Origin of the sequence: Paenibacillus methanolicus (assembly GCF_008124765.1) — a bacterium.
Classification (GTDB): domain Bacteria; phylum Bacillota; class Bacilli; order Paenibacillales; family Paenibacillaceae; genus Paenibacillus_Z; species Paenibacillus_Z methanolicus.
In genome coordinates, this window is the sequence record NZ_VNHS01000010.1 from 319,565 (window position 1) to 341,615 (window position 22,051).

Here is a 22,051-nt window from a genome sequence, read left to right on the forward strand (position 1 = left end):
CCATCCGCCGCTCCTATCCGAGGCGTTCCGCCATGAGCGAGATCGCGTTGACCGCCGCGACCGCCACCGGACTGCCGCCCTTGCGCCCGAGGTTCGTAATATACGGAATGTCCAGCTTCGCGAGCTCTTCCTTCGATTCCGCCGCCGAGACGAAGCCGACCGGCACGCCGACGACGAGACCGGGCTTCGCTTCGCCTTCCTTCACGAGCCGGATCAGCTCGAGCAGCGCCGTCGGCGCGTTGCCGATCGCGTAGATGCCGCCCTCCGCCTCGCGGATCGCCTTGCGGATCGAGATGATCGCGCGCGTCGTGTTCAGCCGCTTGGCCTCCGCCATGACGTCCGGATCGGAGATGTACACCTTCACTTCGCCGCCGAACTTCTCGATGCGCGGCTTGCTGATGCCGACCTGCACCATCTGCACGTCCGCGACGACCTTGCGCCCTTGGCGGATCGCCTCGATGCCCGCGCGGATCGCGTCCTTGTGGAACAACAAGCTGCGGCCCAGCTCGAAATCGGCCGACGCGTGGATGACGCGCTGCACGACCGGGTACTGCTCCTCCGTGAACGGATGCGTCCCGAGCTCCTCGGTAATCATCTCGAAGCTCTTCTCCTCGATCTCCTGCGGCTGCACCGTCAGCGGTTTGAACGCCGTCTTGAAATCCATCTCCATCTCTTCGCTATGCCTCCTTCTTAGCAATCGCTGCGGACCTATCGTCCGTGCAGCCCGTCCAAATGCGCGATGACCGCGCCGTAATCCGAATACGCCGTGCCGAACTCGATGTCCGGCCGGCCGATGACGATCGTCTCGATGCCCATCTCCGCCGCCGCCTCGAGCTTCTCGTCGACCGCGCCGGCTTTGCCGCTCTCCTTCGTAATCATGAGCGTGACGCCGTAATGGGCGTAGAGCGCCTTGTTCAGCTCCTTCGAGAACGGCCCCTGCATGGCCACGATGTTCCGCTGCGGAATGCCGAGCTCCTCGCACTTGACCATGTTGTCCGTGCGCGGCAGCATGCGGGCGATCAGCGTGACGTCCGGCAGCCCCTGCAGCCTCGCGGCGAAAATGTGCAGCGTCTTGCTGCCCGTCGTCAGCATGACGACGCCGCCGCGCCGGGCCGCCTCCGCCGCCGCTTCCTCGTAATCCGCCGCGTACGCGACGAGGCTGCCCCGCCCCTCGCCGCTCTCGCGCTCCCGCTCGTAGCGGATGTAAGGCACGCCCGCTTCCGCCGCCGCGGCGATCGCGTTGCGGTGCGCCTCCTCCGCGAACGGATGGCTCGCGTCGACGACGGCCGTCATGCCCTGCTCCCGAATGAGCGCCGCCATCTCCGCTGCCGTCAGCCGGCCGGTCCGGACGGCAAGCCCTGCCGAAGCAAGGCTCGCCGCCGCGCTCTCGGTCACGACCGAAGCGAGCGGCTCGTAACCGCTCGCCTTAACCCGCACCGCCAGCTCGCGCGCGTCGCTCGTCCCGCACAGCATGAGGATCATTGCAGCCCCTCCGATGCGAGCGCGGCGGGACGGTCCGATTTGTCGCGCTCATGACCATGTCCGTCGTGGCGGTGATCATGATCATGGCGATGATGCTCATGATCGTGTCCGTCATGATGGTCATGATTGTGATGATGATCGTGTCCGTCATGATGGTCATGATCGTGATGATGATCGTGCCCGTCATGATGCCCGTGATCGTGGTCATGGTGGTGATGGTGACCGCCATCGTCGTGATGATGGTGGTGATGCCCATGCTCCGCGGCCGCCGCCAGCCGGTATTGGCACATGTCGCAGTTCATCTTCACTTCTTCCCCGAGCGCCTCTCGCGCCCGCTCGAGCAGAATCGTCTGCAGCGTCGGGTGGAAGCCGAAATACCGCGCGAGCGTGAAATCATGCTCCGGATAGCGCGCCTTCAAGCCTTCCAACATATCCTCCATCCGCTTAATCAGCACGCCCGTGAACAGGAAATAAGGCAGCACGATAACATGCTTCGCTCCCAGCTTCAGACACCGCTCCGCGCCGGCTTCGACAAGCGGATCGGTCACGCCCATGAAGGCGGTCTCGACGTAGCCGACCTTCAGCCGCTCCCAGAACAGCCGCGCAATTTTGAACAGGTCGCTGTTCGCGTCCGGATCGCTGCTGCCCCGCCCGACGACGAGCACCGCCGTGTCGCGCAGCTCCGCTTCCGGATCGAGCCCGGACTCGCGCAGCCGGGCCGAGAGAATCTCCAGCACCTGGTCATGCACGCCGATCGGGCGGCCGTAGATGAACCGAACGCTCCGGTGCCGCTCCCGCGCCTCGTCGATCGCAGCCGGAATATGCAGCTTCGCGTGGCCGGCGGAGAACAGCGTGATCGGAATGACCGCCACCCGCTTCGCGCCTAGCGCGGCGCACTTGTCGAGCCCCTGATCAAGCGTCGGTTTCTCGAACTCGAGAAAGCACGTCTCGACCAGCAGGCCTTCCAGCCGGTCCGCAACCGCGCTCACGAACGCCCGGACCTCGTCATTTCCTTCGGCATCCCGGCTGCCGTGGCCGACAAACAATACTGCATCCATCTTTCGTCCGCTCCTCTTCCCTATGAAAATCCCGGCGCGCCGTCGACCGTCGATCCCTCAGTCGCCGCACACCGCGTTATCGATCGCAAACACGGGCAGGTCCTGCTGCCGGTAACCTTCCAGCTCCTTCACCCGTTTGAAAAACTTATGGAATCGTTCGTTCGGATGACCCTCCTGCCGAAAGCGCGCCACGATCCGCTCCACCGTCGGCACCAGCGCCTCCGGCTCGATCCCCTCCGCGACGGGCTGGGCGGCGTGCGCGTTGCGCCCGACCGTCTTCCCGCCCAGAAACAAATCGAATTTCCCCCGTCTGTACACGATGCCGATATCTTCGTTCACCGCGCCGTAGCACGCCATCCCGCAGCCGTTGAAGCCGATGCGCATCTCCTTGGGCACCTTCGCGCCGCCGAGTCCCTCGCCGAGCCGCTCCAAATACGGCACCGATTCGGCTTTCTCCATATTGCAAAAGTCGCATGCCTTGATCTGAACGACGTCGCCGATCGGCGCCAGCGCGAATCCCGCCTCGCGAAGGCGGCCCGTCGCCGAATCCGGATCATCCGTCCGCAGGCGAACGATGAATTGATGGTGCGGCGTATATTCCAGCTCGCCCGCGTCGCCGACGATCTCGGCCAGCAGCATCATTTGCGCCGCGCTCAGCTTCTTGTTCGCCAGCCCGGGACTGACCGTGAATTCGAATATCGCCTCACGTCGGAACGCGGCCCCCGCGCTCCCGCCATCGGCGCTCGGCCCTCGTTCAGCCGGCGCGACGCCGCGGCTGGCATCCACCCGTCGCAGCGCCTCCAGCGCAAGCGATAATGGCGAAGCGGTCCCGACAACCGCAGCCGCCCGCGAAGTCGCCATCGCCATCTCGACTTCCTGCCTTCGCGGCACGCCGTGACCTGCCGGCTCCTCCGCCGCCGCAGCCCCGAGCGTAACCGTCGCCGCCCCTTGCTCGCTTCCCGAGCGGCCGGCCGCGAGCTGCTCAAGCGCCCCGTCGTCCTCACCCCATGCTTCTTCCGATCCGCCGTCTTGTCCTGTCGCGCCGACGGCCTCCAACGCCCAAGGCTCCGCCTCGGTCCGCAGCCGCTCATGCGGACGCAGCGGCTGCACGTCCGCGCCGAGCGTATACTTCCGCTGATAACCGCGCGGCGTAATCATGAGCCCTTCATAGACGCTCGTGGCCGAATTGCCGATGATGACCGTCGTCAGCATGCCGATATCGTGCTCCAGCATCTCCCCGAGCGTCGTGATCACGACGTCCTGCCGATCGCGGTAGGCGCTCTTAACGATGCCGACCGGCGTCTGCGCCGAACGGTACTTGAGCGCGATCCGCTGCGTCTCGACGATCTGGCGCGTCCGCCGCCCGCTGCGCGGATTGTACAGCGCGATGACGAAGTCCGCGGAGGCGGCCGCTTCGACGCGCCGCTCGATGACCCGCCACGGCGTCAAATGATCGCTCAGGCTGATCGTGCACGCGTCGTGCATGACGGGCGCCCCGAGCAGCGACGCCGTCGAATTGATCGCCGAGATGCCCGGGATTATTTCCACCTCGACCCCCGTCTCCCGCCGCCAGCCCCGCTCCATGAGCACCTCGTACACAAGGCCGGCCATGCCGTAGACGCCCGCGTCCCCGCTCGAGATGACCGCCACCTTGCGGCCGGCCTCCGCCTGTCGCACCGCTTCCTGCGCCCGGCTGACCTCCTCGGTCATCCCGGTCCGCACGACCTGCTGCTCGCTCAACAGCCCGCGGATCAAATCGACGTACGTGTTGTAGCCGATGACGATATCGCTTTCCTGTATCGCTTCCTTCGCCCGTTTCGTGATATGTTCGAAGCTGCCCGGGCCGAACCCGACGATCAGCAGCTTGCCCGTTGTCCTCTCCATGCGATTCCGCCGCTCCTTCCTTGTCCACGCAAAAAAGGACATTCCCAACACAACAATGTGTTAGAAATGCCCGTGGCTCGCAAACGAATCCAAACGACCGTCCCTCGCGCATGCGCATAGGGCGGTATCGTTCCTGCTTGTCCGATCTCTAACACCACCCTAATTCCGCGTAGGTTAACAGTGCTGTTGAAACAGGCAGGTCTCCTGACTTAAAGCGATGCGGCGGCGGTCTTCCCGGGAGGCAGTCTCCCAGTGACTTCGGTTGGCGGCGCATCCGTCCGCGGCCATCGATCGGCCGGCGGACAAGCTTCTTACAGTGGCGGGTCCGTGTCGGTTTTGCACCGAACTTCCCTATTAAGCCATAATCGCCATGACTGACGACTTGGCACCTGTTCCCGATATGCAATTGTCTCGATCATCATACAAGAGCCCGCCATAATCTGTCTATGAAAATAATGGTTCGATGGCCGGCCGCTAATCTTTTCCCGTTCCCGGCGCATAACATACGATCGATCCGGCCATCCTATTCTCGACGGCGTGAAGAGAGGTGTGGTTCCATTGAGCCGAACGGTGAAAGGACTCGACACGCGAGGTATACGGAAGTAAACACATTTTGCATAGAAGCGAGGGGTTGTGCCGCAGAGCATTCTGAGGGACACTTTACCATCAGGTAAACCGGATTTCTAACGGATGTGAAACAGATGTTGTCTCATTCTACGCATCGCCGTCGGAGAAGAGCCCTTAAAACGGGCTCTTTTTTCGTTGCGCCCTTCGTAGGTTTCGCCCATCGTGTCGTGGTTTACGGCAAGGCGTGCATAGGACGGACCGGCGCGGGGCATTATATGATCGACGGCGTGAAGAGAGGTGTGGTTCCATTGAGCCGAATGGTGAAAGGACTCGACACGCGAGGTACACGGAAGTAAACACATTTTGCATAGAAGCGAGGGGTTGTGCCGCAGAGCATTCTGAGGGACACTTTACCATCAGGTAAACCGGATTTCTAACGGATGTGCAGCAGAAGTTGTCTCATTCTACGTATCGCCGTCGGAGAAGAGCCCTTAAAACGGGCTCTTTTTTCGTTACCCTGCAATGACAGGGGACTATGGAGCGTCTTTTGGTTTGCTCCCCCTTGTTACCTTTTCCGACTTGTTGAAACATCCCGCATAGAACCGTCCTTGCCCGGACATCATAATCTCGACGGTGAGAAGCGAGGTGCGGTTCCATTGGACGGCATAGTGCAAGGACTCACTAGAGGTAAACGGAAGTAACACATTTTGCATAGAAGCGAGGGGTTGTGCCGCAGAGCATTCTGAGGGACACTTTACCATCAGGTAAACCGGATTTCTAACGGATGTGAAACAGATGTTGTCTCATTCTACGATCACCGTCGGAAAAGAGCCCTTAAAACGGGCTCTTTTTTCGTTGCGTCGCAACGTCATCCGCGTTTTGCATCCAACCTGCGTCGCCTCCGCCCTTTTTCCCCCGCATAAAACCGTCCTTCCCCGGACATGATAATATCGACGGTGAGAAGAGAGGTGTGGTTCCATTGGACGGCATCGTGCACGGACTCACTGGAGGTAAACGGAAGTAAACACATTTTGCATAGAAGCGAGGGGTTGTGCCGCAGAGCATTCTGAGGGACACTTTACCATCGGGTAAACCGGATTTCTAACAGATGTGCAACAGAAGTTGTCTCATTCTACGTATCACCGTCGGAAGAGAGCCCCTGAAGCGGGCTCTCTTTTCCGTTGAAGGCGGTCGAATCGATGGCCGCGACTATTCCGAGGAGGATCAGCATGAACGACGAGTATCGCCCCGCCCAACTGAACGCCGAGCAGCTGGACGAGCTGCGGCAGACCGAAGCGCATCTCCGGTCGGCTTCTAACCCGAATATCGTGTTGATCGCGTACGAGAAGGACGACCGCTCAGCCGAAAAAGGAAGCGTCTAACCGATGATCGCGCTATTCGATCTGGTTCGCGAAGTGCTTCTCGCGGGAGCCATCCACGGCGTCGAGCATGCGTTCGAGCTGTTCGAGTCCTCGTAATACCAATACGCTTGAATTCGAAACGCCGCAGCTCACTGGCTGCGGCGTTTTCGGCGCGCGCTCGCGATCAATTCCCCCGCGCCCCGCTTATTCCCAACGCAAAAAGCCCCCTGCCACGGCGCGAAACTGCGCATTCTACCGTAGAGGGGACTTATCGCGACTTTACTCAATTGCGGATTAGCATTCGCCCGGCGCGCTCGGTTTGCCGGCCGCAGCCGCGGTACGGAAGCTGGAGCCGCAGCCGCAAGTCGCGGATGCGTTCGGGTTCTCGATCGTGAACCCGCCGCCCATCGCCGATTCCTTGAAATCGATCTGGAGACCGTTAAGGTAGCGGAGGCTCTCGCCGTCGACGACGACTTTAAGCCCGTCCAGCTCCATCACGTTGTCCTCGTCCTTCTGTTCGTCGTCGAAGCCCATGCCGTAGGAGAAGCCGCTGCAGCCGCCTTCCTTGACCCCGATGCGAAGGAACAGATCCGGCGATTCTTCCGCCGCGAGCATTTCTTTTATTTTCTCATTTGCGCTTTCGCTAATGGTTATCATACGTTTTCCCTCCCTGACTGCGGCGTCCGGCCGTCGGCGGAGCTCCCGCCAGAGCAGGTCCCCGGGTCGAACGACGCTTTATAATTTATAGTATACACCGCTTCCGGCTATCCCTCAAGGGACGCGCATACATGCACGATGGCGCTCTCGAAGCGTTCGGCACCGTTCGACTTTTGTAGTTGCCGCCTCGCGAAGTGAAGGTTTATAATAGGGGGTAGCTTTGCTCGGACGATCGGATGCAGCATCAACAGGCTGCGCATGTTATTTTTTTCACATAGTTGAATTTATTGCTCCCTTTGGCTGAAGAACGCCCGTGCGCGTAGCATTTCCCGCTCTAACACTACCCATTGACCGGACCAGAAGCGCCCGGCGGACAAGGAGGAACCCTTCATGAACGTCGCAATACCGACAGAAGACAAACAAATGCAGGCCATTATCGAGAAAGTACGCGCCGGCGAACGCCTTACCCGCGAGGATGGCATATTCCTGTACAAATCCGACGACCTGCTCACGATCGGCCAGATGGCCAACGAGGTCAACCTGCGCAAGAACGGCCGCAAGGTGTACTTCATCGAGAACATGAGCCTCTACTTCACGAACGTCTGCGAAGCGCACTGCGCCTTCTGCAACTTCCGCAAGGACGAAGGCCAGCCCGGGTCGTATACCCTCAGCGGCGAGCAGATGATCGAATACGTCGAGCAGCACATCCACCCCGGCGTCCGCGAATTCCATATCGTCGGCGGCCACAACCCGCACGTGCCGTTTCAATATTATGTGGATTCGTTAAAAGCATTACATGAGCGCTATCCGGACGTCACGCTGAAAGCCTACACGGCAGCGGAGATCGACTTCTTCTCCCGGATCAGCGGCCTCAGCTACCGCGAAGTGCTGCAGGAGCTGATGAAGGTCGGCTTGAAGAGCCTGACCGGCGGCGGCGCCGAGATTCTCTCCGACGAATACCGCCGCAAGATGAAAGTAACCAAAGCGGACGTCTCCCAGTACCTCGACGTTCACCGCAACGCGCACGAGCTTGGCTTGCGCACGCATACGACGATGTTATACGGTTCGGTCGAGAAGCACGAAGACCGCATCGACCATATGACGCAAATACGCGAGCTGCAGGACGAGACGAACGGTTTCCTCGTCTTTATTCCGTTGTCCATGCAGCCGATCAGCCCGAAAGCCGGCATTCGCAGACGCAACTCGGCCTACGAGGATTTGAAGACGATCGCCATCAGCCGTCTCATGCTCGATAACTTCCAGCATATCAAGGCGTACTTCATCAACATCGGAACCCAGCTGACCCAAGTTTCGCTCACGATGGGCGCGGACGACGTTCACGGCACGATCGTCAAGGAACGGATCAGCCACTCGGCGGGGGCGCTCACGCCGGAAGGCATTACGCGCGAGGATCTCATCTGGCTCGTGAAAGGCGCGGGCCGCATTCCCGTCGAGCGCGACACCTTCTACAACGAAGTGAAGGTCTACGACTGATCGGATGCGCATTCGCGCATACTACGCGTATGTTGCGGCGTATCACCTGGTTTACACACAATCGCTGAAACAAAGGTTGGGATTCAGATGAAACGTTTTGTAGTATTAGGCGGCGGATACGGCGGGTTGACCGTCGTGCACGAGCTGCTCGAAGGCGAGCTTCCGGACGATACCGTCATCGTCCTAATTGACCGGATGCCCCACCAAGGATTGAAAACCGAGTATTACGCGCTCGCGGCCGGGACAGTCTCGGATCTCGACCTTCGGGTGCAGTTCCCTTCCGACCCTCGTCTAATCGTCACGTACGGCGAGGTGACCGACGTCAATCTCGACGCGAAGCAAGTCATCCTGGCCGGACAAGAGCCGCTCGAATACGAGCGCTTGGTCATCGCGCTGGGCTGCACGGACAAATATCACGGCATCGAAGGCGCGGAGCTGTATTCCAACAGCATCCAGACCTTCTCTTCCGCGCGCAAGACGTATCAACGGCTCAACGACGTCAAGCCTTACGGACAAATCTCGATCATCGGCGGCGGATTGAGCGGCGTCGAAGTGGCGGCGGAACTTCGCGAGAGCCGGCCAGACCTCAACGTCCGCATCATCGACCGCGGCGGCTCCGTCATGTCCGCGTTCCCGGGCAAGGTGCAAGAATACGTCGCTTCCTGGTTCCTCGAGCACGACGTCGAGATGCGCAGCCACGTCTCGCTGAACCGCGTCGAGGAAGGCATTCTGCACGACGCCAACTCGCCGGATCCGATCTATACGGACGTCACCGTCTGGACGGCCGGCATTCAGCCGGTCTCGCTCGTGCAACGCATGTCGCTGCCGAAGGACAAACAAGGACGTCTCGTCATTAACGAATACCACCAACTCCCGGACTACCCGGAAGTATTCATCGTCGGCGATTGCGCCTCCGTGCCGTTCGCGCCGAGCGGGCAAGCCGCCGGCGCCCAGGGCAAGCAGGTCGCGCAGGTGATGCAGGCGATTTGGCATAACAAAACGCCCCGGCTTGGTCCAATGAAGCTCAAGGGCGTTCTCGGTTCGCTCGGCAAAAAAGCCGGCTTCGGTCTTATGGGCAAAACGACGCTCATGGGACGCGTGCCGCGCATGTTGAAGAGCGGCGTGCTATGGAAATCCAAGCACCATATCGGCTAATCGCGGGCGTCGACGCTATAGGTCGTCGATAATACGGTCGAGCGCTTCTCGCTCCGCCTGCTGTTCCTTAATGGCTTCCATAATGCGTTGTTCCAGCTCTTCGGCGGTTTCGCCGGCGACGATCTCGCCGTTCACCATGCCGAACGGGAACAAATAACATTCGCCGCAATTGCCCAGACAGCCATATTCGATCACATCATAATCCGGGTTTTCTTCCAGTCGTTTCATGACTTGATCCGTGCCGTGGTGCATATTGCTGGCGCAGAACTCAATAATCGGTTTTAACATGTTTGATCACCGGCCTTACGTTGATATCCATTTTCATTTGCGCGTCTTTGTACTATAATAGAGTAAGAAAGGAGTTGATTGCAATGAGCGAAAATACGGCAACGATGTATGATGAGGTATTGGATGTCCTCGATAAGCTTCGTCCGTTCCTGCAACGCGACGGCGGCGACGTTGAGCTCGTGGATGTGGAAGACGGTATCGTCAAGCTGCGTCTGATGGGCGCATGCGGCAGCTGCCCAAGCTCCACGATCACGCTCAAGGCGGGCATCGAACGCGCCCTGCTGGAAGAGGTCGAAGGCGTACAAGAGGTAGTTCAAGTATTCTAATCGTGTCCTGACGTCAGGACGTTCGTGTGCACGAAGAGTCTTGCCCTTTCGCGATTAGCGCGAAGGAAGCAAGACTCTTTTTCTTATTGCCCCGATGCGGCGGCGATTATCGAATGGACGTCTTGATCGGATCGAATCCGCCGTTGACGTCGACGACGTTGCCGGTCAAATAATCCGAATGCGGCAGACACAGAAACGCGATCACGCGCGCGACGTCCTCTCCGCTTCCCGGCCGAGCGGTCGGCGCCTCGTCTTCCTGCTCGTTCATGACGTCCGCGATCGAACGCTCCTTGTTCTTGCCTCTAATATCGCCGGGACAAATCATATGTACCGTAATGCCCGAAGCCGCTTCCTCGACGGCCAGCGTCTTCGTGAAGGAGACGAGCCCCGTCTTCGCCGCCGCGTAGACGGCCCGGTGCGGCCAAGCGCGCCCTTCGCCCGCGTGGCCGAAGCCGAAGTGAAAGATGCGGCCCCACTGCTGGGCGCGCATGCCCGGCAGCATCCGGCGGTCGAGCAGCATGACGCCGAGCAGATTCCCGTTCACGAGGCCGATGATCTCCGCTTCCCCATAATCGGCGAAGAGCTCGCGTTCCCTTCGGAACGGCCCAGCGTTATTGATCAGAATGTCGATCGCTCCGGTACGGGACCATGCCAGCGCCTGATCGGCCATCGCCGCCACGTCCTCTGGCTTGGCGACGTCACCTCGAATGGCGATCGATTGCACGCCCATGCCCCGAATGTCCTCGGCGAGCCGCTCCGCTTCTTCCTTGCTGCTCACATAGTTCAGCACGATATCGCAGCCCATCTTCGCCAGCGCGAGCGCCGTCATTTTGCCAAGTCCCTTGGCGCTGCCCGTAATGAATGCCGTTCTCCCTTGCAGCTCCATCCTCGTTCCTCCCTCGCATGAACAAAAGGGCTTCGCCCTTCAAATCTTCCGTTCTGGCTCCCCCTTTCCCCTCCGCCGCAATGCTGTCAGGATAAGAGGGCTCCGCCCTTTTGACCCGACTTTTGGTGCTCCCTCCTCCCACCTCCTCCGCCGAGGAGGCTCCAAAGCCTATGCTTCCGAAGTGCGCTTTCCTTTGAAAACGCTCAGGACTCCCTATTTCGTGCTGGCATGTTTGTTCGCGGTCGGCGGGAAGGCTTGAGTGTGGCACGCTTTTGTCCTGTCGGACAAAGCTTCAGTGGGTTTTGAAGTTCGTCCTAAGACATAGGCATGTGCATAAGGGGAACCAGAAGGTTAAGCATATGCTTCCGAAGTCGTTTTCCTCCGAAAAACGTTCATCTCTGGATCTACTTCGCAGCCGTCTTCGATGTGTCCTCTCGAAGGGAGCCCGCTCGCCAGTCCTTCGGACTGGCTCTTGTTCGAGCTTCGTTCGTTACGTTTAGCTTTGGGGTGGTATCCAATCCAGTAGGTTGTCTACTTGGTTCGGTGCTGACCTTCGATAGCGGTTGCATAGATTTATATGCGAGAACTTATGAATCCCTGTATGAGAGCAAAGAAAAAAGACTTAAAGCGGGCCGGAATCCGGCGGCCGCTTAAGCCTGGCGCTCATCGAAGAGTATAGCATATTATGATTCCCATTTCCTCATCTGGCGAATCGCGTACTCGAACATGATCCGAAGGCTGCGCGTCGCAAGATCGAGTCCTTGCTGCGCGTCCGCCAGCTGCCCCTTCAAATCCTCGATCCGATGCGCTTCGCCGTAATGCTCATGGTTCTGCTTCAAATCATCCTGCAGCTCGGAGTTCATATGATGGATCTCGACATTGCGGCGCCGGCGCAGCCGGTTGGTCGCATCCTTATGCTTCTCCTTCAGCTCGTCCAGCCGGACGGACAGCTCGGGATGCAGCTTGCGCTGGCGCATGTTGCGCAGCACGGTGAAATACGAGAAATGCGGCTTGATCCGCTCTGTCTCGAGACCGAGAAAATCATTCAGCATATTGCCCATCTTGTCCAGTATGGCGAACATGCGGATGAATCCGTTCTTATCGAAAAACACGTGGCGCTGATAGTTCAGCCGTTCGGCCGGCGACATCGCTTCCAGCGATTCGCTCTTCACCATCTCGGCGAACTTCTTGGCCGCATAATGCGTCTGCTCTAATTCGTCGAGCGAGGCGATCAGTCCATGCGTCCACACCTCGTATTTGCGAAGCTTGTGGTCGCGATCTCGCCCGGCGGCGATGCGTTTGTGCACCGTCTGGGCGAATTGCTCCATCGTGCGGATCGTCTCGTACATATCGCCCTGCAGCTCGCGCGGTTTCTCGCCAAACATCATCCGAAGCATGAAACGATGCCCACCTCCTTCGCGCCCTGGCTTATCGGCTTGTCATCTAGATTACCCATGCGGCCGGCGCGTCAATCGTGGTAATATTCGAAGCGCCCGCCTTGTCTGTTAAGGCCGGTAACGACCTTCCCGCCACTTCCAGGAACGGATGGCCAAATCGCACATGAAGGCGAATAAGACCGAGATGATCGTGTTATGAATGAGGCTCGTGAACAAGAACCAGTCCTCGTTCGTCAGCGTCGCGGTCAAGATGGCCCCGCTGAACACTTGGCAGACGACGAGCACGAACACGAGCCGGGCGCCGCGACGGATGGCCGGCTGCTCCTGCGCGTAGCGGACCGCCTTCGCCCATATCAGGCCGAGCAGCACGGTTAGGATGACCGCGCCGATCCGGTGGTAGAAGACGATTTCGGTGGCGCCCTCCAATACCGGCACGATTTCCCCGTTACAGAGCGGCCAGCCGAGACAGCCGCCGGAAGAGTCCGTGTGGCGAATGAACGCGCCCAAGTAGATGACGACGTACGTAAAAACGAGCGCGGCAACCGTCAGCGAGAATATTTGCGGATGAACGGCCTTGGACGGTCGGTCCGCCTCGACGCCGTTCCGCATTCGCCTTACCCAGATGACGAGCAGCAGCGTACAGGTAAAAGCCATAATGGAAAAACCGAAGTGCAGCGCCATAACCGGCGGGGATGTAGGCCACATGACCGCGGCGGCTCCAAGCAGCGCCTGAAGGATCGTAAAGAAGCCCGTTCCTGCGGAATAAAGCACCGCCTCTTTGTGCTGCCGATAGTCTTTGATTGTCAGGATAAAGACGGCAAGGACGATGAGTCCGACAATGCCCGTCACGAGACGGTGGGAATATTCAATCATCGATTCGATCGTATATGCGGGAATAAATTTGCCATGGCAGAGCGGCCAGTCGTCGCCGCAGCCTCGCCCGGACTCGGTGTTCGTCACGAGCGCGCCCGCGAGCAGCACCAGCAGCATTCCGATACAGGCGGCAAGCGCAAGCGCCCGATAGCGTTTAGAGATCATTGTCATCACCTGTTTCCGTATAATTCTTCTCAATTATAGCGAGTCGGTTTGTCAAATACCATGTTGAAAATGTGAACTCAATCACAAAGTCTGAAGTTGTGACGATTTTCGAGCGCTATCCCTGCCGCGCGTTCCGATTGCCTCTTCATCTTATATAGCATAACCAGAATCACGTTTGGACAAAGGCGAAACGGCTATTGCCGTCTTTTTGCGGCGATGGGAGTTACGTTCCGGAGAAATACAAGATGGATGAATAAACGTGAAACTTATACTTTCTTGTATTTCAAATAAAAAACAGACCCGCTGTTTTCTCTTACCGCCGGATGGCGGGCAGGAAAACAAACGGGTCTATTCTGGCGCTTCGCGCCGCTTATCGCTTACTTGCCCAGGGCGCCGGCGACTTCAAGGGCGCGATCGAGGAACTGCTCGATCTCGTCCCGCGACTTGCGGAGCTTGCTGACGAAACGGACGACTTCGCTGCCGCCGCGGAAGGCGATGAAGCTTGGAATGCCCAGTATGTTCAGCTCGCTGCACAGATCCGGCAGATCGTCGCGGTCGATCTCGTAGAAACGGATGCGTCCCGCGTACTGCTTCTCCACCTCGGGCATGAACGGATCGATGAAATGGCAGTCCTTGCACCATGTTGTCTTGAATACGACCACGGTTAGATCCTCGGGCGCGGTCGCTTCGCGAAACGACGCGTCATCGCGGATTTTCTCCATCCGTCTTCACCTCCTTAAGCGCTCGTTAAAACGCGGGTCCAGCTGTCTTACGGCTCGCGCGTGATGACGAGGTAGCTGTAATCGTCGCTTTCCGTCTCCCAGTATAACGTACCTTGAAGCGCTTTGACAAAGTCGCGCGCCGGCACGTACGTCGCGCCGTTGATCGAGGTCGTCGGATACGACCATTTGACGTTCTTCCCGTTCACGGACGCCCAGCTGCTGCCGACCGTAAGCGCCAGCTTCGTGCCCGTCGCGCCGTCCTTCAGCTCGATCTTCTTGCCTTTCGCGTCGGATTTGATCGTCGCGCCCAGTTGACGGGCGGTATCTCGGAGCGGGATAAGCGTAATGCCCGAAGCCGTTACGATCGGTCCGTACACGTCGTAATCCGGCATCAGGTACACCTCTTGACGCGTGATGTGCAGGTCATTGCGCAGCAGCGAGTAAAGGTCGGATTCCTTGTTGAACAGCTCCAGCGCTTCATAACCTTGCAGCTCGACAAGCTCCTCGAACGCGAGGGCGTCGTCGCCTGCTTGCACGGCATCCGGTACGACCGTCTCGTTCACCTTGGACTTCTCGGATACGGCCTTGACGGTGATGCCGGTGAACGGCACGCCTTCTTCCTCGGCCGCCGCGCCGAAGTCGATCGTTGCTTCGAATTCGGATTTGCGGATGTTCAGCTTCGTATCGACGTACAAGCCGAACTTGGCTTTGTTGTTCTTGTTGAAGATCGCGTTGAACGCTTCAACGTCTTCCGTCTTCGCCTTGGCGAGCTCGTCTTTGGCTTCTTTCAGGCCGTCGAGCATCTCGGTAACCGCTTCTTCGATGTCCGCCTCGGACGTCTCTTCGACGGTCGTGCCGAACAGCTCTTCGGCACCGCCCAGTTCTTCCAGCGCGCCGGCTTGTTCCTCGAACAGCTTGATCAGCTCGGTCGTCACCGCCGTAAGCCCCGCCTTATCGGCCATCAGCGCGTCCAGGAACGAATTGATCCAGCCGAACAGCTGCTCGCCGTCGATCTCGGCCACGACGTGCATTGCGTTCACCGTCTCGCCGCCGATCGTGACGGAGGCCGGCGTCGCGCTGATGGACGACGGATTCGGTAAATGGTCGATGACGAAGCCGGAAACCGTATCGACGAGCTTCTCAGCCGCGGCCGTGATGCTGTCCGTCTCCGCCGTTGCTTCGGAGAGGACGCTCAGGTCCAATACGAACGGCTGCTTGGCGCCTTCGAGCGCGATGACCGCCTGCTTCTCGTCGATCGAAGCTTCAAAGCCGATGCTCTTGCCGTTGAACTCCAGGTTCCCCTTCACGGAGCCGTTCTCGGCATCCTTCATCTTAACGCTTGTCAGCTCAAGCTTCGTGCTGGATAGCATGCGCGCAATCTCGGCGTCTTCTTCCGATACGTCCTCGCTATCGCTCGGCACGAGCTTAATCTCGACCGATTCCGTTCCCTCGTAGGAGTCGACCTTCAGCGATTGCTTGAGCATTTGGTTCAGATCGACGCCGCCTACGGCTTGGCAGCCCGCGACGATGACCATGACGACCGCGAGCGCGGCCAGCAGCAGCGCTCTTTTTCCTTTTATAAACAGTTTCATAAGAAATCCCCTCCTCGGATAAAAAAGACCAAGGTCTATTCTATCATGAGGAGGGGATGCGTGAATAGCGCTTTTACGCTAGATTAATCTCGGCTCGCGGCACGCTTCGGCGCCAAGCGCATAAGCGGTCCGAGCAGCTTGCGGAGCGGTCCGGGGAATTGCTTGACCTCCTCCGGCCTTATGACGCGAAGCAGGACGAGCAACACGGCATACACGGCCAGCGCCGCGATGCCGGTCGCCGCCGCGGCGAAGAAATACGTTACCTTGGCCGGCAGACCGTCGAGCGCCGAGCGCGCCAGCAGATCTACCGCGTAACCCGCGCCGGCCGAAGCGACGATCGTGACGAGATAACCGCCCCAACGGCTGCCGAGCACCGTATGGCTCACTTCCCGGCCGACCGCGCGCAGATTGAGCGTGGAGATGGCGATGAAGCAGAGCGTGGACGCGATGATGAGCCCGTATGCGCCGAGCAGCGGCGCGAGCGCCAGACTGCCGATGACCTTGACGACCAATCCGATGATCGTGTGGCGCATCGGAATGCGCGCTTTGCCCATCCCGAACAGCACCGAGTTACTCGTCATCATCGTGATCTGGAAGATCGTGCCCGCCGTTAAGGCGGCGACGAGTCCGCTCCCGCCCGTCCCCTCGAAGAAGAAGCCGGTGACGGAGACGGCAGCCACGGTGAGCGTCAGCGCGGCCGGCACCCCGGTGAAGACGACGATCCGCATGACGAGCGACGTCTGGCGTTCCACCTCGTCCATATTCCGCACGGAGAAGGCCGCGGATATGACCGGGATGATCGACGTGCTGAGCGCGATCGCCAGAATCGGCGGAATGCCCGCCAGCGACTGCGCCCGGATCGCCAGCCAGTCGAGCGCCTCGCGCGCGGCGTCCTTGCCGCCGTAGAAGCTGTCGGTCAGCATATGGAACAGGTTCGTGTCGAAGTTGTACATGAACTGTACCGTGATGGCCGCCACGACGATCGGCACCGAGATGGAGAACATTTCCCGGTAGATCGAACGGTAAGGAAGCGCCGAAGCTGCACCCGGAATCTCCTTGGAGACGGGCGGCTCGGCGGCGTCCTGACGACGCAGTTTGCGCGCGTAATAGACCATGACCGCGAATGCTCCTATGCTGCCGAAGACGGATCCGAACGTCGCGGCGGCGGCGATCCAACGGTCGCCCCAGCCCAAATTCAGCACGATCAGCGCCAAGCCTACGGCCGTCAGCACGCGCGCGATCTGCTCGATAATCTGCGAGATGCCGCCGGCAGCCATCATTTGGCGTCCTTGGAAGTAACCCCGCATCATCGCGATGAGGGGGAAGAGGAGCAGCGCCGGCGCGATCGCCATAATGGACAGGTCGGCGTTTTCTTCCTTGGAGATATATTCCGCGTACAGCGGCGCAAGCAGGAACATCAATAAGGCCATGATCACGCCGGCGAGCATGCCGAAGCGAAGCGCCGCGCCATAGATGCGCTGCGCCTCGCGCGGCTTGCCGAGGGCGTAACGTTCGGACACCATTTTGCTGATCGCGCTCGGAATGCCCCCCGTCGCGACGAGCAATAGCAGCAGATACAGCGAATTGGCGATGCCAAAATAGACGCCGCCGCTGCTTCCCATCATATAATCGAGCGGAATGCGCTGGAAGAGCCCGAGAACCCGGGCTACCAGCGCTGCCGCCGCTAATATTATCGTGCCTTTAATCAGCGAATCCTTCTTAACCATGCGAACAACCTACCGCCTTCTGCCTTATGATTTCGGCTGGATTGCCTCAAGCGGCTGGTGATTGCCGCGAACCGGCGCCGCCGCGCCCGACGGGGCCGCCCAGCGGATGCCGTTGCGGAGAACTTGACGCACGTTCTCGTTGTAGTACGTCGGATACGTCTCGTGGCCCGGACGGAAGTAGAAGATTTTGCCCTGGCCGCGGAAGAACGTCACGCCGCTGCGGAATACTTCGCCGCCTTCGAACCAGCTGATGAAGATCGTCTCGTCCGGGGACGGAATGTCGAAGTGCTCGCCGTACATTTCCTCTTGCGGAAGCTCGAAGAACTCCGGCAGGCCGCCGGCGATCGGATGCGCCGGGTTGACCGTCCAGATCCGCTCTTTCTCGCCCGCTTCGCGCCACTTCAGGTCGCAGCCCGTGCCCATCAGCTTCTTGAAAATCTTCGAGAAATGGCCGGAGTGCAGCACGACCAAGCCCATGCCGTTCATGACGCGCGCGTGCACGCGCTCGACGATCTCGTCCTCGACCTTGTCGTGGCCCATGTGGCCCCACCAGATGAGCACGTCCGTGTTGGCGAGCACGTCTTCGCTCAAGCCGTGCTCCGGCTGATCCAGCGTCGCCGTGCGCACCATGAAGCCATCCGTGCCGATGCCTTCCGCGATTACTTTATGTATGCCTTCCGGGTACACCTTCTTGACTTCCTCGTGCACGTTCTCGTGCAGAAATTCGTTCCATACCGTGACCTTGATCATGCTTGCCGCCGCCTCCTACAAAGTAAATGGTGCTTGAAAGATGATGCCTTAGTTAAAAATCCAGATGAAGAAGATGACGATCATGAAGGCTTGAAGCACGATTTTGACGACGATGCTCGAGAACAGGCCGACGACCGAACCAAAGCCGACCTTCAGCGACTTCTGGAAATCCGAGCCCGCGAACAGCTCGCCGATAATCGCGCCGAGGAGCGGCCCGATCAGCAGCCCGAACGGAATAAACAAGCCGACCACCACGCCGATCGTGCTTCCGATGATCGAGGCCTTGGAACCGCCGAATTTTTTGACGCCCCAGGCGTTGACCGCGTAGTCCGCGATGAACAGCACGGCGACCGTCGCCGTCTGGATCGACCAGAACCAGAAGCCGAAATGCTCGAACGACACGAAGAAGCCGTAGACGAAGAACGCGGCATAGATCGCGAGCGCGCCCGGCAAAATCGGGTACACCGCTCCCGCCATCCCGACGAGGAACAATAACGCGACGATAATCCATCCGGCTATGACCATGATCCCATCACCCTTTCAGCACGTAATGCTCGATCAAGTGCGCCACCGCATGCTCCGTATTCTTCACGATGACCGCGTCCGCCGCCCGCTTCACGGCCTCTTGCGCGTTGCCGACCGCGACGCCGAGACCCGCTTCGCGAATCATCGCGATGTCGTTCAAGCTGTCGCCCATCGTCGCGACCTCGCTCATGTCGATGCCCAGCACGCCGCACAGCTCGCGAATCGCGCTCGCCTTCGACACGCCTTCGGGATTCATCTCCCAGTTCCACGGAGAAGAATTCGTGATTTCGATGCCGCCCCAGCCGCTCGTCTCTTCGTAAATGCTCTGCCGAATCGCGTCGTCCTCCGTGTAATACCCGAACTTGAGCCAATGATGCGACTCGTAATCGTTCGCCGGCGCGATCCACTTCTCCTTATTGAAAATCCCGTCCACCGTATACGCCCAGTACCAAGCGCTCCCATGCTTCAGCGCCACCTCGTGCAGCCGCTTGATCGTGGCCGCCGGCATCAGCGAGCGCCGGTGCAGCACATGCGGCTTGCGCCAAATTTCGCCGCCGTTGACCGTGATCATCGGCGTATCGAGTCCTAGCTGCTCCGCATACGGCAGCGCGCTCCGAAAGCCGCGCCCGGTCGCGAAGCAGACCAGCACGCCGGCATCCAGCGCCTTGCGGATCCACAGCGCGTTCTGCTCGCTCACTTCCTGCACGTCGTTCAGCAGCGTGCCGTCCATGTCGAGCGCAACCAGTTTGATTCGTCGCATTGATTCTCGTGCCCCCTTACGTTTGCGGCTGCCCTGCGCCCGCGCGCCTTATATGCCGCCGTACGGCAAGCGCGCATGACAAGGGACCGTTCTGACGTTCACTAGAAGAATTTTAGCACAATTCGCGCTGATTCCAAACCAAACCAGCCGTCCGCGGCGCGCCTCCGCCGGGACTCATTCATTATAGAATCTTCCGTCTTGCCGCGCCCTACCGGATCTTGGGCAATTTGTGTCTGATTTTGTTCCCGAAAATAAAGATTCGGAAAAGGCAAATGCCGCCCGGCAAGCGAATTGGTTTGTGTGTACAGCCAAGGCTGGACATACAGCATTTCGCTACTACGGACGGCAATTGGTTTGTGTGTACAGCCAAGGCTGGACATACAGCATTTCGCTGCTACGGACGGCAATTCAGCACCGAGAAGGTGGCGAGAAGGCGAAGAAGGAGGAGCTGAGTTTAGGCCAACCTAAATGAGCACCGGACTTCAAGACTGAACGCCAGATTCGATGCCGCGTTACTTCTTGAACTGCTTCGTGATCAAATGGCGGCTTTTTGAATAACCTTACACGCTGCGGCTGTGCAATCTGCGCCATAGACGGCGGGCCAACAGGCCGTGGGTCGGCGAGAAGACGAAGGCGAGCACGAACAGCAGCGCGGCCGCGCACACCATGCAGCCCGCGATCGAAGCGTCAAGCACGACCGCGGCGAAGTAGCCGAGCACCGTGCTGGCAATGCCGATCGCGACGCTGATCAGGATCATCCGGCCGAGCCGGTCCGTCAGCAGGTAGGCTGCGGACGCCGGGATGATCAGCATGCCGACGACGAGGATCGCCCCAACGCTCTCGAACGAGCTGACCGTCGCCATGGATACGAGTCCCATCAACAGATAATGGAACAGCGCGACGGGAATACCGACGGCGGCCGCCAGCATCGGATCGAAGGCGCACAACTTGAACTGCTTGAAGAACAAACCGATGACGAGCACGATGACCAGCAGCGTAAAGCCAAGCATCCAGACGGCCTTCGGCCCCATGTCGGCGCCGTGCAGCGTCCACGTGTTCCAGTGCACGTGCGCGATCTCGCCGTACAAGACGCAGTCGAGATCCAGGTCGACATTGCGCAAATTCAAGCTGACGAGCACGACGCCCGCGGCGAACAGCGCGGTGAACACGACGCCGATCGAAGCGTCCGCTTGGACGCCGCTTTGCTGGAACAGCTGGATAAGGAACACCGTCACGAGTCCCAACACCGAAGCGCCGAGCAGCATAACGATCGAGTCGCGAGAGCCGCTTACCATGAAGGCGATAACGATGCCGGGCAGCACGGAGTGGCTGATCGCGTCGCCGATGAGCGACATGCGCCGCAGGACGAGGAAGCAGCCGAGTATCGAACAGCAGGCTGCCACCAGCGAGCCCGTCAGCAATATCCAGAAATCCGTCATAACGGCCGCTCCTCCTTCCCGCTTACGTTTAACTGCATGGTCTGCTCATGAATGAGCGTTCTTCGCGCTCTGGTATGGGACAGCCGCTTCGCAAGCAGGCCGCGCCGTGGTCCGAACAGCAGCGACACGCCGAACAACAGCGTCTGCGCCAGCACGCTCACCGGTCCCGTGGGCAGGCTCGCCGTCGTCGAGCTCAGCCACGTGCCGACCGCGCCGCTCAGCAGGCCGAATACGCCGGCGAGAACAACCATCGTGCCCAGCCGGTCCGTCCAATAGCGGGCCGATACGGCGGGCGTGATCAGCAGCGCGGCGACGAGGACGACCCCGACCGCCTGGATGCCGGCGACGACCGCCACGACGATGAAGAACATGAGCAGCTGATCCAGGAACGCCACCGGGAAGCCGAGCCCGCGAGCGAAGCCGGGATCGAAAGCGAGCAGCTTGAACTCCTTGAAGAGCAGCGTGCACGCCGCGATAATGACCAAGCTCACGATCAGCATGGCGTTCACGTCCGAGCCGATCATCGACGCCGCTTGGCCGAACAGGAACTTATCGAGGCCGCTCTGGTTGCCATAGTCGCTATGTTGGATTTTCGTCAGCAGCACGATGCCAAGACCGAAGAAGCTGGAGAGTACGATGCCCATCGCCGCGTCCGTCTTGATCCGCGAATAGCGGGTAATGAGTCCGATGCCGAAGGTGGCCAGCAGCCCGGCCGCGCCCGCGCCGAGCAGGAACAACCCGATCGACTTCGTGCCCGTCAGCATGAAGGCGATGCAGATGCCGGGAAGCGCCGCATGGGCGAGCGTATCGCCCATCAAGCTTTGCTTGCGCAAGTAGGCGAAGCAGCCGATGACGCCGCTGCACAGCCCGAGCAGCATGCAGCCGAGCAGAATCCATTGGGCGTTCGGGTCGGTGACCATCGCCCAGAACGATTCCAGCATGC

21 protein-coding genes and 1 riboswitch are annotated in these 22,051 nt (G+C 59.7%); of the genes, 4 read left to right on the top strand and 17 right to left on the bottom strand.

What is annotated here, in order from left to right; all coding sequences use genetic code 11:
- Window positions 1-13: 13 nt before the first annotated feature.
- The 4 genes from BCM02_RS25670 to cobJ are packed head-to-tail and all read right to left on the bottom strand — an operon-like array spanning window position 14 to window position 4,424.
- On the bottom strand, window positions 14-664 hold the full coding sequence (locus BCM02_RS25670) for a precorrin-8X methylmutase (RefSeq protein ID WP_148932077.1): 651 nt from the start codon (window positions 662-664) through the stop codon (window positions 14-16).
- Between the two features lie 44 nt (window positions 665-708).
- The gene (gene cobK, locus BCM02_RS25675; RefSeq protein ID WP_148931979.1) at window positions 709-1,482 is read right to left on the bottom strand and encodes a precorrin-6A reductase; all 774 of its coding nucleotides are present in this window, start codon (window positions 1,480-1,482) and stop codon (window positions 709-711) included.
- A complete protein-coding gene (locus BCM02_RS25680) occupies window positions 1,479-2,540 on the bottom strand; it encodes a sirohydrochlorin chelatase (protein ID WP_148931980.1) in 1,062 nt (353 codons plus the stop codon). Before BCM02_RS25680 ends, cobK begins: the two co-directional genes overlap by 4 nt.
- 57 nt (window positions 2,541-2,597) lie before the next feature.
- Window positions 2,598-4,424 (bottom strand): precorrin-3B C(17)-methyltransferase, encoded by a 1,827-nt coding sequence (cobJ, locus tag BCM02_RS25685; RefSeq protein ID WP_148931981.1) that lies wholly within the window; start codon window positions 4,422-4,424, stop codon window positions 2,598-2,600.
- Between the two features lie 177 nt (window positions 4,425-4,601).
- A riboswitch (cobalamin riboswitch) is annotated at window positions 4,602-4,832 on the bottom strand.
- 1,388 nt (window positions 4,833-6,220) lie between these two features.
- Between cobJ and BCM02_RS35430 the strand changes: the two genes are divergently transcribed.
- Window positions 6,221-6,373: a hypothetical protein gene (locus BCM02_RS35430; RefSeq protein ID WP_187434408.1), complete on the top strand. Its 153-nt coding sequence runs from the start codon at window positions 6,221-6,223 to the stop codon at window positions 6,371-6,373.
- A 273-nt stretch (window positions 6,374-6,646) separates the two neighbouring features.
- On the opposite strand, the gene erpA is transcribed toward BCM02_RS35430, so the two are convergent.
- Window positions 6,647-7,009, bottom strand: coding sequence for an iron-sulfur cluster insertion protein ErpA (gene erpA / locus BCM02_RS25690; protein WP_148931982.1), 363 nt, complete (start codon window positions 7,007-7,009; stop codon window positions 6,647-6,649).
- A gap of 390 nt (window positions 7,010-7,399) precedes the next feature.
- On the opposite strand from erpA, the gene mqnE reads away from it, so the two are divergent.
- On the top strand, window positions 7,400-8,503 hold the full coding sequence (mqnE, locus tag BCM02_RS25695; RefSeq protein ID WP_148931983.1) for an aminofutalosine synthase MqnE: 1,104 nt from the start codon (window positions 7,400-7,402) through the stop codon (window positions 8,501-8,503).
- Between the two features lie 87 nt (window positions 8,504-8,590).
- The gene (locus BCM02_RS25700) at window positions 8,591-9,658 is read left to right on the top strand and encodes an NAD(P)/FAD-dependent oxidoreductase (protein ID WP_148931984.1); all 1,068 of its coding nucleotides are present in this window, start codon (window positions 8,591-8,593) and stop codon (window positions 9,656-9,658) included.
- 15 nt (window positions 9,659-9,673) lie between these two features.
- On the opposite strand, the gene BCM02_RS25705 is transcribed toward BCM02_RS25700, so the two are convergent.
- The gene (locus tag BCM02_RS25705; RefSeq protein WP_148931985.1) at window positions 9,674-9,946 is read right to left on the bottom strand and encodes a YuzB family protein; all 273 of its coding nucleotides are present in this window, start codon (window positions 9,944-9,946) and stop codon (window positions 9,674-9,676) included.
- 83 nt (window positions 9,947-10,029) lie between these two features.
- On the opposite strand from BCM02_RS25705, the gene BCM02_RS25710 reads away from it, so the two are divergent.
- Window positions 10,030-10,272, top strand: a complete 243-nt coding sequence (locus BCM02_RS25710) for a NifU family protein (RefSeq protein ID WP_148931986.1) — start codon at window positions 10,030-10,032, stop codon at window positions 10,270-10,272.
- Window positions 10,273-10,378: 106 nt separating this feature from the next.
- On the opposite strand, the gene BCM02_RS25715 is transcribed toward BCM02_RS25710, so the two are convergent.
- The 11 genes from BCM02_RS25715 to BCM02_RS25765 all read right to left on the bottom strand — a co-directional run bounded on the left by BCM02_RS25715 (window position 10,379) and on the right by BCM02_RS25765 (window position 22,049).
- Complete coding sequence (locus BCM02_RS25715; RefSeq protein WP_148931987.1) at window positions 10,379-11,158, bottom strand: SDR family oxidoreductase; 780 nt, start codon at window positions 11,156-11,158, stop codon at window positions 10,379-10,381.
- Between the two features lie 683 nt (window positions 11,159-11,841).
- Window positions 11,842-12,555, bottom strand: a complete 714-nt coding sequence (locus BCM02_RS25720; RefSeq protein WP_148931988.1) for a Cthe_2314 family HEPN domain-containing protein — start codon at window positions 12,553-12,555, stop codon at window positions 11,842-11,844.
- Window positions 12,556-12,663: 108 nt separating this feature from the next.
- The gene (locus tag BCM02_RS25725) at window positions 12,664-13,593 is read right to left on the bottom strand and encodes a COX15/CtaA family protein (protein WP_148931989.1); all 930 of its coding nucleotides are present in this window, start codon (window positions 13,591-13,593) and stop codon (window positions 12,664-12,666) included.
- Window positions 13,594-13,970: 377 nt separating this feature from the next.
- On the bottom strand, window positions 13,971-14,315 hold the full coding sequence (locus BCM02_RS25730; protein WP_148931990.1) for a thioredoxin family protein: 345 nt from the start codon (window positions 14,313-14,315) through the stop codon (window positions 13,971-13,973).
- A gap of 47 nt (window positions 14,316-14,362) precedes the next feature.
- Window positions 14,363-15,907 carry a copper amine oxidase N-terminal domain-containing protein gene (locus tag BCM02_RS25735; RefSeq protein WP_148931991.1) on the bottom strand — a complete coding sequence of 515 codons (1,545 nt, stop codon included), beginning with the start codon at window positions 15,905-15,907 and terminating at the stop codon, window positions 14,363-14,365.
- Window positions 15,908-15,990: 83 nt separating this feature from the next.
- Window positions 15,991-17,634 carry a putative polysaccharide biosynthesis protein gene (locus tag BCM02_RS25740; protein ID WP_148931992.1) on the bottom strand — a complete coding sequence of 548 codons (1,644 nt, stop codon included), beginning with the start codon at window positions 17,632-17,634 and terminating at the stop codon, window positions 15,991-15,993.
- Window positions 17,635-17,658: 24 nt separating this feature from the next.
- Window positions 17,659-18,384, bottom strand: coding sequence for a ThuA domain-containing protein (locus BCM02_RS25745; RefSeq protein ID WP_148931993.1), 726 nt, complete (start codon window positions 18,382-18,384; stop codon window positions 17,659-17,661).
- A 48-nt stretch (window positions 18,385-18,432) separates the two neighbouring features.
- The gene (locus tag BCM02_RS25750) at window positions 18,433-18,909 is read right to left on the bottom strand and encodes a DUF456 domain-containing protein (protein ID WP_148931994.1); all 477 of its coding nucleotides are present in this window, start codon (window positions 18,907-18,909) and stop codon (window positions 18,433-18,435) included.
- 7 nt (window positions 18,910-18,916) lie between these two features.
- A complete protein-coding gene (locus BCM02_RS25755; RefSeq protein ID WP_148931995.1) occupies window positions 18,917-19,669 on the bottom strand; it encodes a Cof-type HAD-IIB family hydrolase in 753 nt (250 codons plus the stop codon).
- 560 nt (window positions 19,670-20,229) lie between these two features.
- Entirely contained in the window at window positions 20,230-21,108 is an 879-nt protein-coding gene (locus BCM02_RS25760; RefSeq protein WP_148931996.1) for a metal ABC transporter permease, read from the bottom strand.
- Window positions 21,105-22,049, bottom strand: coding sequence for a metal ABC transporter permease (locus BCM02_RS25765; protein ID WP_148931997.1), 945 nt, complete (start codon window positions 22,047-22,049; stop codon window positions 21,105-21,107). Before BCM02_RS25765 ends, BCM02_RS25760 begins: the two co-directional genes overlap by 4 nt.
- Between the last annotated feature and the right edge of the window lie 2 nt (window positions 22,050-22,051).

What these genes read in the sequence shown, in the direction of transcription:
- BCM02_RS25715 (WP_148931987.1), bottom strand. Translation starts at nt 11,158, where the DNA reads ATGGAGCTGCAAGGGAGAACGGCATTCATTACGGGCAGCGCCAAGGGA.
- BCM02_RS35430 (WP_187434408.1), top strand. Translation starts at nt 6,221, where the DNA reads ATGAACGACGAGTATCGCCCCGCCCAACTGAACGCCGAGCAGCTGGAC.
- BCM02_RS25730 (WP_148931990.1), bottom strand. Translation starts at nt 14,315, where the DNA reads ATGGAGAAAATCCGCGATGACGCGTCGTTTCGCGAAGCGACCGCGCCC.
- BCM02_RS25680 (WP_148931980.1), bottom strand. Translation starts at nt 2,540, where the DNA reads ATGGATGCAGTATTGTTTGTCGGCCACGGCAGCCGGGATGCCGAAGGA.
- BCM02_RS25705 (WP_148931985.1), bottom strand. Translation starts at nt 9,946, where the DNA reads ATGTTAAAACCGATTATTGAGTTCTGCGCCAGCAATATGCACCACGGC.
- cobJ (WP_148931981.1), bottom strand. Translation starts at nt 4,424, where the DNA reads ATGGAGAGGACAACGGGCAAGCTGCTGATCGTCGGGTTCGGCCCGGGC.
- BCM02_RS25710 (WP_148931986.1), top strand. Translation starts at nt 10,030, where the DNA reads ATGAGCGAAAATACGGCAACGATGTATGATGAGGTATTGGATGTCCTC.
- BCM02_RS25740 (WP_148931992.1), bottom strand. Translation starts at nt 17,634, where the DNA reads ATGGTTAAGAAGGATTCGCTGATTAAAGGCACGATAATATTAGCGGCG.
- BCM02_RS25720 (WP_148931988.1), bottom strand. Translation starts at nt 12,555, where the DNA reads ATGCTTCGGATGATGTTTGGCGAGAAACCGCGCGAGCTGCAGGGCGAT.
- BCM02_RS25765 (WP_148931997.1), bottom strand. Translation starts at nt 22,049, where the DNA reads ATGCTGGAATCGTTCTGGGCGATGGTCACCGACCCGAACGCCCAATGG.
- BCM02_RS25700 (WP_148931984.1), top strand. Translation starts at nt 8,591, where the DNA reads ATGAAACGTTTTGTAGTATTAGGCGGCGGATACGGCGGGTTGACCGTC.
- BCM02_RS25755 (WP_148931995.1), bottom strand. Translation starts at nt 19,669, where the DNA reads ATGCGACGAATCAAACTGGTTGCGCTCGACATGGACGGCACGCTGCTG.
- BCM02_RS25745 (WP_148931993.1), bottom strand. Translation starts at nt 18,384, where the DNA reads ATGATCAAGGTCACGGTATGGAACGAATTTCTGCACGAGAACGTGCAC.
- BCM02_RS25760 (WP_148931996.1), bottom strand. Translation starts at nt 21,108, where the DNA reads ATGACGGATTTCTGGATATTGCTGACGGGCTCGCTGGTGGCAGCCTGC.
- BCM02_RS25750 (WP_148931994.1), bottom strand. Translation starts at nt 18,909, where the DNA reads ATGGTCATAGCCGGATGGATTATCGTCGCGTTATTGTTCCTCGTCGGG.
- erpA (WP_148931982.1), bottom strand. Translation starts at nt 7,009, where the DNA reads ATGATAACCATTAGCGAAAGCGCAAATGAGAAAATAAAAGAAATGCTC.
- BCM02_RS25735 (WP_148931991.1), bottom strand. Translation starts at nt 15,907, where the DNA reads ATGAAACTGTTTATAAAAGGAAAAAGAGCGCTGCTGCTGGCCGCGCTC.
- mqnE (WP_148931983.1), top strand. Translation starts at nt 7,400, where the DNA reads ATGAACGTCGCAATACCGACAGAAGACAAACAAATGCAGGCCATTATC.
- BCM02_RS25670 (WP_148932077.1), bottom strand. Translation starts at nt 664, where the DNA reads ATGGATTTCAAGACGGCGTTCAAACCGCTGACGGTGCAGCCGCAGGAG.
- BCM02_RS25725 (WP_148931989.1), bottom strand. Translation starts at nt 13,593, where the DNA reads ATGATCTCTAAACGCTATCGGGCGCTTGCGCTTGCCGCCTGTATCGGA.
- cobK (WP_148931979.1), bottom strand. Translation starts at nt 1,482, where the DNA reads ATGATCCTCATGCTGTGCGGGACGAGCGACGCGCGCGAGCTGGCGGTG.